At 75.5% G+C, this 12,995-nt stretch carries 17 protein-coding genes and 1 riboswitch; of the genes, 8 read left to right on the plus strand and 9 right to left on the minus strand.

Features of this window, described 5'->3' with window-relative positions:
* Positions 1-150: 150 nt before the first annotated feature.
* Entirely contained in the window at positions 151-1,002 is an 852-nt protein-coding gene (locus ACOACO_RS17035; RefSeq protein WP_420297484.1) for a hypothetical protein, read from the plus strand.
* 273 nt (positions 1,003-1,275) lie between these two features.
* Here the strand turns inward: ACOACO_RS17035 and ACOACO_RS17040 are convergent, their stop codons facing one another.
* From ACOACO_RS17040 to ACOACO_RS17050, 3 genes are read right to left on the minus strand one after another with little or no spacing between them, the layout of a single operon-like run.
* Positions 1,276-2,076, minus strand: a complete 801-nt coding sequence (locus tag ACOACO_RS17040; RefSeq protein WP_420297485.1) for an enoyl-CoA hydratase-related protein — start codon at positions 2,074-2,076, stop codon at positions 1,276-1,278.
* Entirely contained in the window at positions 2,069-2,623 is a 555-nt protein-coding gene (locus tag ACOACO_RS17045; RefSeq protein WP_420297486.1) for an isochorismatase family protein, read from the minus strand. The genes ACOACO_RS17040 and ACOACO_RS17045 overlap by 8 nt, the downstream gene beginning before the upstream one ends.
* A 39-nt stretch (positions 2,624-2,662) precedes the next feature.
* Entirely contained in the window at positions 2,663-3,970 is a 1,308-nt protein-coding gene (locus tag ACOACO_RS17050; RefSeq protein ID WP_420297782.1) for a nicotinate phosphoribosyltransferase, read from the minus strand.
* A gap of 92 nt (positions 3,971-4,062) precedes the next feature.
* On the opposite strand from ACOACO_RS17050, the gene clpS reads away from it, so the two are divergent.
* The 5 genes from clpS to ACOACO_RS17075 all read left to right on the plus strand — a co-directional run bounded on the left by clpS (position 4,063) and on the right by ACOACO_RS17075 (position 6,700).
* Complete coding sequence (clpS, locus tag ACOACO_RS17055; protein WP_420297487.1) at positions 4,063-4,359, plus strand: ATP-dependent Clp protease adapter ClpS; 297 nt, start codon at positions 4,063-4,065, stop codon at positions 4,357-4,359.
* Positions 4,356-4,940 (plus strand): DUF2017 domain-containing protein, encoded by a 585-nt coding sequence (locus ACOACO_RS17060; protein ID WP_420297488.1) that lies wholly within the window; start codon positions 4,356-4,358, stop codon positions 4,938-4,940. The genes clpS and ACOACO_RS17060 overlap by 4 nt, the downstream gene beginning before the upstream one ends.
* A gap of 47 nt (positions 4,941-4,987) precedes the next feature.
* A complete protein-coding gene (locus ACOACO_RS17065; RefSeq protein WP_420297489.1) occupies positions 4,988-5,551 on the plus strand; it encodes a hypothetical protein in 564 nt (187 codons plus the stop codon).
* Between the two features lie 139 nt (positions 5,552-5,690).
* Complete coding sequence (locus ACOACO_RS17070; protein WP_420297490.1) at positions 5,691-6,182, plus strand: NUDIX hydrolase; 492 nt, start codon at positions 5,691-5,693, stop codon at positions 6,180-6,182.
* A complete protein-coding gene (locus tag ACOACO_RS17075) occupies positions 6,182-6,700 on the plus strand; it encodes a GNAT family N-acetyltransferase (RefSeq protein ID WP_420297491.1) in 519 nt (172 codons plus the stop codon). Before ACOACO_RS17070 ends, ACOACO_RS17075 begins: the two co-directional genes overlap by 1 nt.
* 5 nt (positions 6,701-6,705) lie before the next feature.
* Here ACOACO_RS17075 and ACOACO_RS17080 read toward each other — a convergent pair whose 3' ends face one another.
* Positions 6,706-7,020 (minus strand): DMT family transporter, encoded by a 315-nt coding sequence (locus ACOACO_RS17080; protein WP_420297492.1) that lies wholly within the window; start codon positions 7,018-7,020, stop codon positions 6,706-6,708.
* Between the two features lie 10 nt (positions 7,021-7,030).
* Positions 7,031-7,100: riboswitch (guanidine-III (ykkC-III) riboswitch) on the minus strand.
* A gap of 296 nt (positions 7,101-7,396) precedes the next feature.
* Positions 7,397-8,296 carry a dihydrodipicolinate synthase family protein gene (locus ACOACO_RS17085; RefSeq protein WP_420297493.1) on the minus strand — a complete coding sequence of 300 codons (900 nt, stop codon included), beginning with the start codon at positions 8,294-8,296 and terminating at the stop codon, positions 7,397-7,399.
* A gap of 86 nt (positions 8,297-8,382) precedes the next feature.
* On the opposite strand from ACOACO_RS17085, the gene ACOACO_RS17090 reads away from it, so the two are divergent.
* Positions 8,383-8,844: a Mov34/MPN/PAD-1 family protein gene (locus ACOACO_RS17090; protein ID WP_420297494.1), complete on the plus strand. Its 462-nt coding sequence runs from the start codon at positions 8,383-8,385 to the stop codon at positions 8,842-8,844.
* The gene (locus ACOACO_RS17095; RefSeq protein WP_277500587.1) at positions 8,844-9,131 is read left to right on the plus strand and encodes a MoaD/ThiS family protein; all 288 of its coding nucleotides are present in this window, start codon (positions 8,844-8,846) and stop codon (positions 9,129-9,131) included. Before ACOACO_RS17090 ends, ACOACO_RS17095 begins: the two co-directional genes overlap by 1 nt.
* A gap of 75 nt (positions 9,132-9,206) precedes the next feature.
* Here ACOACO_RS17095 and ACOACO_RS17100 read toward each other — a convergent pair whose 3' ends face one another.
* The 4 genes from ACOACO_RS17100 to ACOACO_RS17115 are packed head-to-tail and all read right to left on the minus strand — an operon-like array spanning position 9,207 to position 12,985.
* On the minus strand, positions 9,207-9,830 hold the full coding sequence (locus ACOACO_RS17100) for a response regulator (protein WP_420297495.1): 624 nt from the start codon (positions 9,828-9,830) through the stop codon (positions 9,207-9,209).
* Positions 9,827-11,128: a sensor histidine kinase gene (locus ACOACO_RS17105; RefSeq protein ID WP_420297496.1), complete on the minus strand. Its 1,302-nt coding sequence runs from the start codon at positions 11,126-11,128 to the stop codon at positions 9,827-9,829. Before ACOACO_RS17105 ends, ACOACO_RS17100 begins: the two co-directional genes overlap by 4 nt.
* 49 nt (positions 11,129-11,177) lie before the next feature.
* Positions 11,178-11,963, minus strand: a complete 786-nt coding sequence (locus ACOACO_RS17110) for an ABC transporter permease (protein ID WP_420297497.1) — start codon at positions 11,961-11,963, stop codon at positions 11,178-11,180.
* Entirely contained in the window at positions 11,960-12,985 is a 1,026-nt protein-coding gene (locus ACOACO_RS17115) for an ABC transporter ATP-binding protein (protein WP_420297498.1), read from the minus strand. The genes ACOACO_RS17110 and ACOACO_RS17115 overlap by 4 nt, the downstream gene beginning before the upstream one ends.
* Positions 12,986-12,995 lie beyond the last annotated feature (10 nt).

Raw genomic sequence — 12,995 nt, forward strand, 5'->3', positions numbered from 1 at the left:
GGTCACGCCGCCGCCCGGTCGCATCCACTCGCCGGGGGTACGCCGCGCCGCTGCGGGCCGCGCGCGGGGGGAGTGGTGATGTCCGGGCGCCGACGAGGCACCTGTGGAGGGGCGCCGCGGCCCGGGGCGCCGGCGCGGCACGATGCCCGGGTGACCGCCGACCAGCCCCGGGTGCCCGCCGCACAGGCGGTGCGCGACCTCGGCGGGGTGGCCCGCTGGGCGGACCTGCGGCCCCGGGTGACGCGCCACGCGCTGCGGGAGGCGGTCCGTCGGGGCGAGCTGAGCCGCTGCGACCACGGGCGCTACCGCGTGGCCGAGGCCGACGAGGCGCTCGTGCTGGCCCGGCGCATCGGCGGGGTCGCGTCGCACCTCAGTGCTGCCGTGTTGCACGGGTGGGAGGTGGCGCGTCCGCCGACGGACGCGTGGTTCACCGTGCCGCGGGGCAGCCGGCGCCGTGACGTCTGGACGCCGCACACCTACCGTGCCGACCTCGTCGACGAGCCGGACGACGTGACGCGCCCGCTGCGGACGGTCCTCGACTGCGCGCGGCGCCTGCCGTTCGAGGAGGCCCTCGCCGTGGCGGACTCGGCCCTGCGGCACGGCGACGTCGAGCCCCTCGAGCTGCGGATCGCGACCGAGCGCGTGGGCGGGCGGGGCGCCGGGCAGCTGCGGCGCGTCGCGGCCCACGCCGACGGCCGCGCGGCGAATCCGTTCGAGTCGGTGCTGCGGGCGCACGCGCTCGAGGTGGGGCTCGACGCGGTCGCGCAGCTCGCCGTGCGGGTGGAGGGGCGGGTGCTGCACCCTGACGTCGGCGACGCGGGGCGGCGGTTGGCCGTCGAGGCGGAGTCGTGGGCCTACCACGGCGATGCCGACGCGTTCCGCTCCGACTGCTGGCGGCACACGGTGCTCGCCGTCGCCGGGTGGCGGGTGCTGCGCTTCACGTGGCAGCAGGTGATGCACGACGGCGCCTGGGTCCGCCGCTGCCTCGCCGCCTTCGCCTGAGCCGCCGCCCGGTTGTATCCACTCGCCGGGGGTACGCCGCGCCGCTGCGGGCCGCGCGCGGGGGGAGTGGTGACGAGGTGGCGATGCCGGTCGCGCTGCCCGCCCGGTCGCATCCACTCGCCGGGGGTACGCCGCGCCGCTGCGGGCCGCGGGCGGGGGGAGTGGTGACGAGGTGGCGGCGGCTGCTCGCCGATCGCCCGAACGCATCCACTCGTCGGCGGTACGCCGCGCCGCTGCGGGGCGCGCGCCGGGTGAGTGGTGACGAGGTGGGGGTCAGTCGCCGGTGAACCGCGGCGTGCGCTTCTCCACGAAGGCGCGCATGCCCTCGGCGGCGTCGGTGGTGCGGAAGAGCGCGACCTGGCCGCGGTTCTCGCGGTCGAGCGCTCCCTCCAGCTGGGTCAGGGTCGCGGCGTTCACCGCCTTCTTGGTGGCGGTCAGGGCGAGCGGCGGGCCGGCGAGCAGGGTCGCGACGACGCGGTCGACCTCGGCGTCGAACCCGTCGGGGTCGACGAGGTGGCTGACGAGACCGGCGGCGTGGGCGTCGGCCGCGGGGAGCCGCTCACCGAGCAGCGTCATGCGCATGGCGTGGGCCCGGCCGACGGCCGCGGCGACGGTGGCCGTCGAGCCGCCGTCGGGCATGAGGCCGATGCGGGTGAAGGTCAGCGCGAACGACGCCGCGGCCGAGACGACCTGCAGGTCGGCGGCCAGCGCCAGCGAGCAGCCGACGCCCGCGGCGACGCCGTTGACCGCCGCCACCACCGGCTTGTCGAGCGCCACGACGGCCCGGACCAGCCGGTTGGCGCGCTCCACGGCCTGGTCGTCGAACGCCTCGACGGGCGAGTCGCCCTCCAGCGCGGCGCCCGAGCAGAACGCCCGTCCCCGGCCGGTGAGCACGACGGCCCGCACGTCCGCGCGGCCGTAGCAGCGCTCCAGCGTCCCCGCGCAGGCCTCGATCATGGCGCCGTCGAGCGCGTTGTAGCGCTCCGGATGGTCGAGCACGACCCGCAGCAGCCCGGCGTCGAGGGTGATCTCGACGCCGGGCACGGTGAGCGCGAAGGCGGGTGCCTCAGACAAGCTGCGCCCCGCCGTCGCGCATCGCGGCGTACGCGGCCTCGGTGCTCTCCGGGGCGACGCCCACCGCGAGGTGGGTGAGCACCCGCACCGTGAAGCCCTCGCCCAGCGCGTCGAGCACGGTCGCGCGCACGCAGTGGTCGGAGGCGATGCCGCAGACGTCGACCTCGTCGACGCCGCGCTCGCGCAGCCACGCGGCGAGCGAGGAGCCGTCGGAGGCCGCGCCCTCGAAGCCCGAGTACGCCGCCTCGAACTCGCCCTTGAGGAAGACCGCCTCGATCGAGGAGGTGTCGAGCGCCGGGTGGAACTCCTCGCCCGGCGTGCCGACCTCGCAGTGGACGGGCCAGGAGTCGACGAAGTCGGGGTTCTCCGACCAGTGGCTGCCCGGGTCGACGTGGTGGTCCTTCGTGGCGACGACGTGGGCGTAGTCGTGGGGACCGGCGAGCAGCGCGCTCACCTCCGCGGCGACGCGGGCCCCGCCGGCGACGGCGAGCGAGCCGCCCTCGCAGAAGTCGTTCTGGACGTCGACGACGATCAGTGCGCGGGTCATGGGATCAGCCTCTCAGGTGCGTGGTGCCGGGTGGGTGGGTCAGTTCTCGTAGACGGTCGGCACGACCGGCTCGCCGCGGGCCATCGACCGTGCGGCCATCGGCAGCTCGGCGCGCGCCGCCTGGTGCCGGGCGCGGGCGTCGTCGAGGGTCTCGCGCCCCACGACCTCGCCGGCGTGGACGAGCGTGCGGTGCAGCGGGCGGTCGGCGGTGCCGGGCTCGGGGGTGGGCGTGCGGTCGACGCCGATGACCTCGGCGACCGCGGTGCCCTCCGCGAGCCGGCGCGCCGGCTGCTTGTCCCCGCCGACCGACGCCTTGTTCGTGCTCCGCTTGGCGACGGGCCGCATCCGGCCGTCGGCGTCCTCGCGGGCGACGAGCTTGTAGACGAAGGCGCTCGTGGGGTGGCCCGAGCCGGTGACGAGGCGGGTGCCCACGCCGTACCCGTCGACGGGGGCGGCGGCGAGCGCCGCGATCGCGTACTCGTCGAGGTCGCTGGTGACGATGATCCGCGTGCCGGTGGCGCCGAGGGAGTCGAGCTGGCGGCGCACGTCCTGCGCGAGCAGGCCGAGGTCGCCCGAGTCGAGGCGCACCGCGCCCAGCTCGGGGCCGGCCACCTCGACGGCGAGGCGCACGGCCTCGGCGACGTCGTAGGTGTCGACGAGCAGGGAGGTGCCGACGCCGAGGCTCGTCACCTGCGCCCGGAACGCGTCCTCCTCCGTGTCGTGCAGCAGGGTGAAGGCGTGCGCGCTGGTGCCGGTCGAGGGCACGCCGTACCGGGCGCGGGCCGCGAGGTTGCTCGTGGCGTCGAATCCCGCGACGTACGCCGCCCGCGCCGCGGCCACCGCGGCCTCCTCGTGGGTGCGGCGCGAGCCCATGTCGATGCACGGGCGCCCGTCGGCGGCGAACGTCATGCGCGACGCGGCGCTCGCGATGGCCGAGTCGTGGTTGTAGATCGACAGGAGCACCGTCTCCAGCAGCACGGCCTCGGCGAACGTCGACTCGACGACCACCAGCGGGGAGCCGGGGAAGTAGACCTCGCCCTCGCCGTAGCCCCGCACGTCGCCCGAGAAGCGGTAGTCGGCGAGCCAGGCCAGCGTCGTGTCGTCCACGACGCGCGCGTCGGACAGGAAGCCGAGGGTGGCGTCGTCGAAGCGGAAGCGCTCGATCGCGTCGAGCGCACGGTCCACGCCGGCGACGACGCCGTAGCGCCGGCCCTCGGGCAGCTTGCGCCCGAAGAGCTCGAAGACCGAGCGCCGCTGGGCGGTGCCGGACGCCAGTGCCGCCTGCAGCATCGTCAGCTCGTAGTGGTCCGTGAGGAGCGCCGTCGAGCCCGACTGAGTAATAGTCATGCTGACAATATAAACCGGGTCGGCCACGGGGGCAAGGGGTACGGCGCACACGGCCGCTCCGGGCCTCGCCGGGTCTGTGCCACGATGGGGACGTGTCTGCTGCCAGCCCCGTCGAGGTCGAGCCGACGCTCATCCCCGAGGAGTCGTCCTTCCCGGCGACCCCCTGGGTCACGATCGTCTGGGACGACCCGGTCAACCTGATGAGCTACGTGACGTACGTCTTCCAGAAGTACTTCGGCTACTCGAAGTCGCACTCGGAGCAGCTGATGCTCGAGGTGCACAACGACGGCAAGAGCGTCGTGTCCACCGGGTCGCGCGAGGAGATGGAGCGCGACGTGCAGGCCCTCCACGAGTACGGGCTGTGGGCCACGATGGAGCGCGCGGAGTGAGCGGCTTCACCCGCCACCGCCGCAGCCGCCGGATCATCGCCAACTTCACCGGGTTCGAGGCGGACCTGCTCCGCTCGCTGGCCGGCCAGCTCGTCGAGCTGCTGCGCAACGAGGCCGCCGAGCCGCGCGACGACCTCGACCCCCTCGAGGCGATGCTCGACTTCTCCGGCCCCACGGTGGCCCCGGAGGACCCGGTGCTCGCCCGGCTGTTCCCCACGGCGTACCCCGGCGACGAGGAGGCGGCGGGCGAGTTCCGCCGCTACACCGAGGGTGCGCTGCGCGACGGCAAGACGGCCGCCGCCTGCCGGATCATCGAGGACCTCGAGGAGGCGGGCCTGCCCGACGAGCTCACCGAGGACGGCCTGATGATCGACGTCGAGCTCGAGGAGCCCGTCGCAGAGACGTGGATGCGCTCCTTCACCGACATCCGCCTCGCGCTGGCCACCCGCCTCGGCATCGAGGACGGCGACGAGGCGCGCTGGATGGCGCTGCCCGACGACGACCCGCGGGCCCAGGCGCACGACATCTTCGAGTGGGTCGGCTACCTCCAGGAGACCCTGGTCGGGGCGCTCAGCCGCTGACCGCGGTTCGTTCGACACGTTCGGACCCGCGTGCTCGAATGGAGGGCATGCGTGCTCAGCGTTCGATCTCGGTGACGGTGCTCGCCCTGGCCCTCGCGCCCCTCGCCGCCTGCGGGGGCGGCAGCGACGACGACGCCGACGGCGGGTCGTCCAGCTCCACCACGGCCTCGGCCGACGCGTCGGGGTCGGCGTCGGCGGAGCCCACGAGCAGCGAGCCGCCCGTCGTCGTGCCGCCCGAGTCGGTCTCCACCGGCGAGCCCCTGCCCGGCGTCGAGGGCGCCGCCTGCCCCGCGACCGTCACCCTCGAGGGCGCCGTCAGCGCCACCTGGGAGGGCGAGGGCGCGGTCTCCGCGCAGGGCGACTACGGCCCCACCGCCACCTACCAGACCACGTCGCCGGACGGGTACGTCGTGACCGTGTACGCCGCCGGCGAAGGCTTCGACGCCGGCGTCATCGTCGACACCGGCGCCGGCTCCTTCGTCTCCACACCTGGCGAGCCGGGCCTCGTCGCCCAGGCCGACGGCACGGGCGCGGAGGTCGAGGCGGAGCTGATCCAGATGGAGGTCCCCGACGAGACGCTCGCCGTGACCGCTTCCTTCGCCTGCGGCTGAGTCGTCGGGGGGTGGCGGGTTCCCCGGTGCACCGGGGAACCCGCCACTTCCGGTGCGAAACTTCCCACCGGAAGTGGCGGGTTGCAGGGACAACCATCGCCCGGGGGCCTCGACCGCGCCCGTCTGCGAGGATCGCCCCGTGCCCATCCCGGACTTCATCGTCGCGCTGCGCCGCAAGGTCGGCACCGACGAGCTCTGGCTCCCCGCCGCCACCGCCGTCGTCACCCGCCCGGCCCCGGACGGGCCGCCGGGTGCGGTCGAGCTGCTGCTCGTGCGGCGCGCCGACAACGGCGACTGGACCCCGGTGACGGGCATCATCGACCCCGGTGAGGAGCCGGCCGTGGCCGCCCGGCGCGAGGCGCTCGAAGAGGCCGGCGTGACCATCCGCGTCGACCGGCTCGCGTCCGTCGCGACGACCGACCTCGTCACCTACCCGAACGGGGACCGCACGCGCTACCTCGACCTGACGTTCGCGTGCACGTGGCTCGAGGGGGAGGCGCACGTCGCCGACGACGAGTCGAGCGACGTCGGTTGGTTCACCCTCGACGCCCTCCCGCCGCTGAGCGCGGAGATGCGGGGCCGGATCGACGCGGCTCTGGCCGACGAGGTCGCCGCCCGCTTCGTGCGCTGATGCCCCTCGTGCGCGACCTCGACCGGTCGGACCCCCGCGACGTCGCTGCCCTGGCGCGGCTCCTCGCCTCCGTGCCGGACTTCTCGCAGCGCGTCTCCGGCCGCCCACCGGGGGAGGACGACGCGGACGCCGTGCTCACCGCGGCCCCGCCCGGGCTGCCGGCCGACCGGAAGCACGCCGTCGGCCTGTGGGCCGACGACGACCCGCGCCGGCTCCTCGGGTTCGCGGACCTGCTGCGGGGCTGGCCGTCACCGGAGAGCGCCCACGTCGGGCTGCTGGTCACCGACGGCGGGCTCCACGGCAGTGGCCTCGGGCGGCGCGCCTTCGACGCCGTGGCGGCGCGGGTCCGCGGGTGGCCGGAGGTCTCGAGGATCCAGCTCGCCGTGGTCGCCACGAACGCGGCCGCGGCCGGCCCGTTCTGGCGGCGCCTGGGGTTCGAGCCGACCGGGCGGACCTCGCCGTACGAGTCCGGGTCGGTGCGCAGCACCGCCGAGGTGTGGGCGGCTCCGGTCCCGTAGAGCCCTCAGTGGGCCAGCTTCAGCCCCACCACGCCGCCGACGATCATCACGAGGAACAACGCCTTCGCCGGCGAGAACGGCTCGGTCCCCGTGGCCATCGCCCAGACGACGGTGAGGGTGGCGCCGATGCCCACCCACACGGCGTACGCCGTGCCCACCGGCAGGTCGCGCATCGCGAGGGCGAGCCCGGCCATCGAGGCGACGAGCGCGCCGCCGAACACGACGGTGGGCACGAGGCGGGAGAAGCCCTCCGAGCGACCGAGGGCGGTCGCCCACACGGCCTCGAGGACACCGGACAGGACGAGCAGGAACCAGGACACGACAGGCCTCCACGGGCCGTCTTGTCGTCGACCGGGTACGGCGCCCCTCGTCCGGGAGCCCGACCTGGCGCGGGCTCGTCGCCCACGGTGGCACACCGCCGGCGGCGGTTCCAGTGGTGGTGACGCACCTGACCAGCCCGCGACCGTGGTCTCGCTCAGTACCCCGCGAACGAGTCCGTCCGCACCTTCCGCGCCCCGCACGGGTGGTCGGAGCGGCCTCCTCGCATCGTCGCGACCCGGGGCCGCCGTGGCGCCCGGCCCGAGGCTCTCCTCGGCGGCCGGAAGAACCGCACGTCGGTGCAGCGGATCGCCGACGAGATCAACGCCGCGATCGGCTGAGCGCCGCCGGCCCGGGGCCGGTCAGCCGGTCAGCCGGTCAGTCGGCGAGCCCGAGCTCGTCGGTGACCCGGGCGACCCGGGCCCGGTCGGCGTCGCCGAGGCCCCGCAGCGGCCGCGGCAGCGAGGGCGCGGTGACGAGCCCGAGGTGCTCGGCCATCGCGGCGGTGACCCGCAGGCTCCCGTGCGCCGCGAACAGCGCCCACAACGGTGCGAGGCGGGCGGCGCCGGCCTCGGCCGTGGTCGCGTCGCCGGCCCGGGCCGCGCGGGTCAGCCCGACCGCGAGCTCCGGCAGCAGCCCGCCGACGACGGAGTACCAGGCGTCGCAGCCGGCCAGCAGGCCGGCCACGCCGAGCGCGTCGCCCGAGACGCCGATGCTCACGTGGGCGGGCAGCAGGGCGCGCAGCGCGTCGACGCGGGCCCGGGCCTGCGCCGGGTCGGTCGGCACACCGGGGATCTTGACCGAGCCGACCTGCGGCAGGGCGGCGACCGCGGCGAGCAGGTCGTCGCCGAACGTGAAGCGCGTCGTCGTGGGGTTGTCGTAGACCACCAGCGGCACCGACAGACCGGCGGTGACGTCCTCGAAGAGGCCGAGCACGTCGTCGTCGGTCAGCGGCTGGTAGGAGACCGGGGCGAGGAGGACGGCGCTCGCCCCCGCCTCCTGCGCGTCGTCGGCGAGTGACCGCGCCCACGAGGTGCGCAGGGCGCCGACGCCGACGACGACCGGCGTGTCCCCGGCGGCCTCGACGGCGGCGCGGGCCACCCGGCGACGCTCGTCGCGGTCGAGGTAGGCGTAGGAGCCGGTGGAGCCCAGCGCGGCGACCGAGTCGGCGCCGGCCGCCGCCGCCCGCTCGACCAGCCGGCGGAACGCGGCCAGGTCGAGGGCGTCGTCGTGCACGGGGGAGAGGGGGAACGCGCCGAGGCCGGTCAGGGTGCTCACGGCCCCATCCTGCCGTTCGGGCGGCCGGCCGGTCCGCATGGTGGCGGCGGCGGGCGGGCGGTGCGGGGCGCCGTACCCTGGGCCGCGTGCTGAGGATCGACCGCGCGACGCGCGACGCCATCGTCGCCCACGCCAAGCGGGACCACCCCGACGAGGCGTGCGGCGTCGTCGCCGGACCCGTCGGGTCCGACCGCCCGGAGCGCCTGGTGGAGATGGTGAACGCGGCGGGGAGCCCGACGTTCTACGAGTTCGACTCGCTCGACCTGCTCGCGCTCTACCGCGAGATGGACGACCGCGACGAGGAGCCGGTGGTCGTCTACCACTCGCACACGGCGACGGAGGCGTACCCCAGCCGCACCGACATCGGGCTCGCCAGCGAGCCCGGCGCGCACTACGTGCTCGTCAGCACGCGAGAGCACGGGAACAACGAGGGACCTGTGGAGTTCAGGTCCTACAGAATCGTCGACGGCGAGGTGACCGAGGAAGAGGTCGACGTCGTCGAGCAGCTACCAGCCCCGACAGTCCCCGACAGTGGAAGTGAGTCCTGATGGCCATCGAGGTGCGGATCCCGACGATCCTGCGGACCTACACCAACGGTGAGAAGGCCGTGTCCGCCAACGGCGACACCCTCGCCGCGCTCATCGACGACCTCGAGGCGAACCACCCCGGCATCCGGGGTCGCCTCGTCGACGGTGACGGCGACGACGCCGACCTGCGTCGCTTCGTCAACGTCTACATCAACGACGAGGACGTGCGCTTCATCGGCGGCCTCGAGGCCGGTCTGTCCGACGGCGACCAGGTCGTCGTCCTGCCGGCCGTCGCCGGGGGCTGCTGACCCGCCGCGACACCACGCACCGCCCGAGGGGGCCGTCGGACCACGTGGTCCGACGGCCCCCTCGTCGCTGCCCGGCTAGCCGAGGATGCCGAGGTCGTACGCCGTCGCCACCGCGGCCGCGCGGTCGGTGACGCCGAGCTTCTCGTAGACGTGGGACAGGTGCGTCTTGACGGTCGCCTCGGACACGAACAGCTCGCGGGCGATGAGCTTGTTCGACGTGCCGCGGGCGACCAGGACCAGCACCTCGCGCTCGCGGGCGCTGAGCTGGGCGGTGCGCTGCGGGGAGCGGACGTGGGAGAGCAGCCGGGCCGCGACCGCCGGGGACAACACGGACTCGCCCGCCGCCGTGGCGCGCACGGCGTCGAACAGCTGGCTGCTCGGCGCGTCCTTGAGGAGGTAGCCCGTCGCGCCCGCCTCGATCGCCGCGACCGTGTCGGAGTCGGTGTCGTAGGTCGTCAGCACCAGCACCCGGGCGCGCAGCCCGCGCCGGCGCATCGCCCGGATCGCGTCGACGCCCCCGCCCCCGGGCATCCGCAGGTCGATGACCACCACGTCGGGGTCGTGCGCGGCCGCGAGGTCGACCGCGGCCACGCCATCGCCGGCCTCGGCGACGACCTCGAAGTCCGCGACCCCGGCGAGCATGCTGCGGATGCCGTCCCGCACCACCGGGTGGTCGTCGACCACGATGATCGAGATCACCGGGCTGCCGCCGCGGGCTCCACACCGGTACGGCGGGGCGCGGGCTCGGCGACCACCCCGGCCCACACGGCCGGCAGCTGGGCGGAGACCGCCGTGCCGCCGCCGGGCTCCGACTCCACGTCGAGCCGGCCCGCCACCCGCTCGGCGCGCTGGCGCATGCCGCGCAGCCCGAAGGACGTGGGCGGCCGCTCGGCGTCGACCACGAAGCCGACGCCGTCGTCGCGGACGTCGACGATGACCTCGGTGTCGGTGTAGGTCAGGGTCACGCCGACCCGACCGGCCCGGGCGTGCCGGCCGACGTTGGCGAGCGCCTCCTGGGCGACCCGGACCACGGTGGCCTCGACCTCCGGGTGCAGCGCGCGGGGCTCGCCCGAGATGACGAGGCCGGCCGCGACGTCGTGCGTCGCCGACCACCGGCTCACCAGCCCGTCGAGCGCCGCGGGCAGCGTGCTGTCCTCGAGGGTCGCCGGTGCGAGCGCCTGCACCGAGCGCCGCGCCTCCGCGAGGGACTCCCGGGCCAGCTGCTCGGCGCGGGCGCGGTGACGGGCTGCCGACGTCGGGTCGGGGTCGTCCTCGGCCGCCTGCAGCTGGGTGACCACCCCGGCGAGGCCCTGGGCGACGGTGTCGTGGATCTCGCGGGCCAGGCGCTGCCGCTCCGCCTGCACCCCCGACTCCCGGGCCACCGCGGCCACCTGCTCGGAGAGCTCGACGTTGCGCCGCAGCGCCGCGGAGAGCTCCGCGTTCAGCCGGGCGAGCTCGGTGACCTGCTCTCCCCGCTGGTCGCTGATCCGCGTGACGGAGGTGTGGAAGTGGGAGAAGACGGTCGCGATGGCGGCGTTCACCAGCACGAGCACGACGAAGACCCCCCACTCGGCGGACGTCGACAGCGGCAGGCCACCCGCCTGGGACCCGGCCATCGTGACCGCGGTGGCGCCCACGGCGACGAGGGCGCGGCGGCCGCGGAACACGTCGTACGCGTCCGTGTAGCCCGCGAACGCGAAGAAGGCGAGGAAGGGGTTGACCCACGTGAGGGCGAAGGCGAGCGCGGTGCGTCCCCACCAGTAGACGGCGCCGTCGGAGGGCGCGTCGTCGCGGTGGGCCGGGCTGAGGGTCCACCACCAGATCCAGACGGCGCTCACGGCGCCCAGCCCGGCCAGGCCCGCGTACGCCGGCGCCCCGCCCCCGATGAAGCCCTGGGTGGCGAAGCCGATCCCGAGGCCGCCGGCGAGCAGCGCCATCGGCAGCACGCGGAACCAGCGGTCCCAGCCCGGTGCCAGCGTGACGAGGGTCGTGCTCACGAGCCGCAGCCTCCCACGCGGCGCCCCGCCGGGGGAGTGGGGCGACCCGTCACTCCCACCGGAAGCACCGCACGGCGAGCGCGGTGAGCACGACGGCCCAGCCGCCCGTCACCGCCAGGTCGACCAGCTGCGGCCAGCTGCCGGTCGCCGCGTCGTTGAGCCCCCGCGCCGCGGCGCCCAGCGGGGTCAGCAGCACGACGTCCTGCAGCAGGCCGGGCATCGTCTGCACCGGCAGCCAGACGCCCGCGGTGAACATGAGCGGGAAGAAGACGAGGGTGCCGATCGTCTGGCTGACCCGGGCGGTCGGGGCCACGGCGGAGACGAGGGCGCCGAGGGCGAACGCGGCGGCGGCGGCCAGGACGAGCGCGAGGAGCCAGCCGGCGAGGTGCTGCGGCAGCGGCACGTCGAGGACGAGGCGCGCGACCGCCACGGCCGTCGCCGCTCCGACCGCGACAGCGGAGAGGTGCAGCACCACCTGCGCGCGGAGCAGCGCGGCCGGGCTGACGGGCGTGGCCCGCAGCCGCCGGAGGATGCCCTGCTCGCGGTAGGTGCTGAGCGTGGCGGGCATCGACTGCACCGACGCCACGATCACCGTCAGCAGCACCACGACGGGCACGTAGAGGTCCACGACGCTCTGGCCGCCCTGGTCGGCGTTCGGCTCGCGGAAGCTGGGGATGGCGCCCAGGATGCACAGCAGCGCGGTCGGGAACCCCAGGATCCAGAAGGTGGTCCCGGGGTCGCGGACGAACAGTCGCAGCTCGGTCGCCGTGACCCCGCGTCGGCGGCTCCGCGGCGCTGCGCCGCCGTCGCTGCGGGCGGTGGGAGCGGTGCTCATCGGGTCCTGCCTCTCGACGCGTCCGTCGCGGCGGTCGCGGTGGCGCGTCCGCCGGTGAGGCTCAGGTAGGCCTCGTCCAGGCTGCGGCGCCGCGTCCCGGGCTCGGCCACGCGCAGGTGGCCGGGGCGCACACCGGCCGCGCGCAGGTGGTCGAGCGCGGCGAGCACCGTGGCGTCGTCCCCCGTGAGCACGACCCGGTCGTCCTCCCGGCGCACCCCCGTGGCGCCGGGCAGGGTGCGCAGCGCGTCGGTCGCGAGCGTCCCGTCGGGCACGAAGCTCATGACGACGGCGGTGGCCGCAGCGGCGGTGACCTCGGCGCCGTCCGCGCTACCGCGGTCCGCCCTGCCGGCCGCCGCCCTGCCACCGTCGGGCCGGCCGGCGAGCCCGGCGGGCGTGTCCAGCGCGACGACGTGACCGCCGTCGATGATGGCGATGCGGTCGCAGAGGTGCTCGGCCTCCTCCATGGAGTGGGTGACCAGCAGGACGGTGACGCCGGAGGAGCGGACCTCGCGCACCAGGTCCCAGACCTCGCGCCGGGCGCGCGGGTCGAGGCCGGTGGTCAGCTCGTCGAGGATCACCACGCGGGGCCGGCCGACGAGCGCGAGCGCGACGGCCAGCCGCTGCTGCTGGCCGCCGCTGAGCCTCCCGTACGCCTGGTCGAGGTGGTCGGCGAGGCCGAGCCGCGTCAGCAGCTCGTGGCCGTCGGCCGGGTCGGCGTAGAACGACGCGTACAGCTCCACGGCCTCAGCCACGCGCAGCTTGGGCTGCAGCCGGCTCTCCTGCAGCTGCACGCCCAGCACCCGCGTCACCCCGGCCCGGTCCGTCCAGGGGTCGAGCCCGGCCACGCGCACCGACCCGGCGTCCCCGACACGGAGGCCCGCGATGCACTCGACGGTGGTGGTCTTGCCCGCCCCGTTGGGGCCCAGCACGCCGAAGATCTCGCCCTCGGCGACCCGGAACGACACGTCGGCGACGGCGAGCCTCCCGCCGTACTGCTTGCGCAGGTCCTGCACCTCGATCATGCCCACCACC

This window comes from Nocardioides sp. CPCC 205120, assembly GCF_048654585.1.
Lineage (GTDB): Bacteria > Actinomycetota > Actinomycetes > Propionibacteriales > Nocardioidaceae > Nocardioides.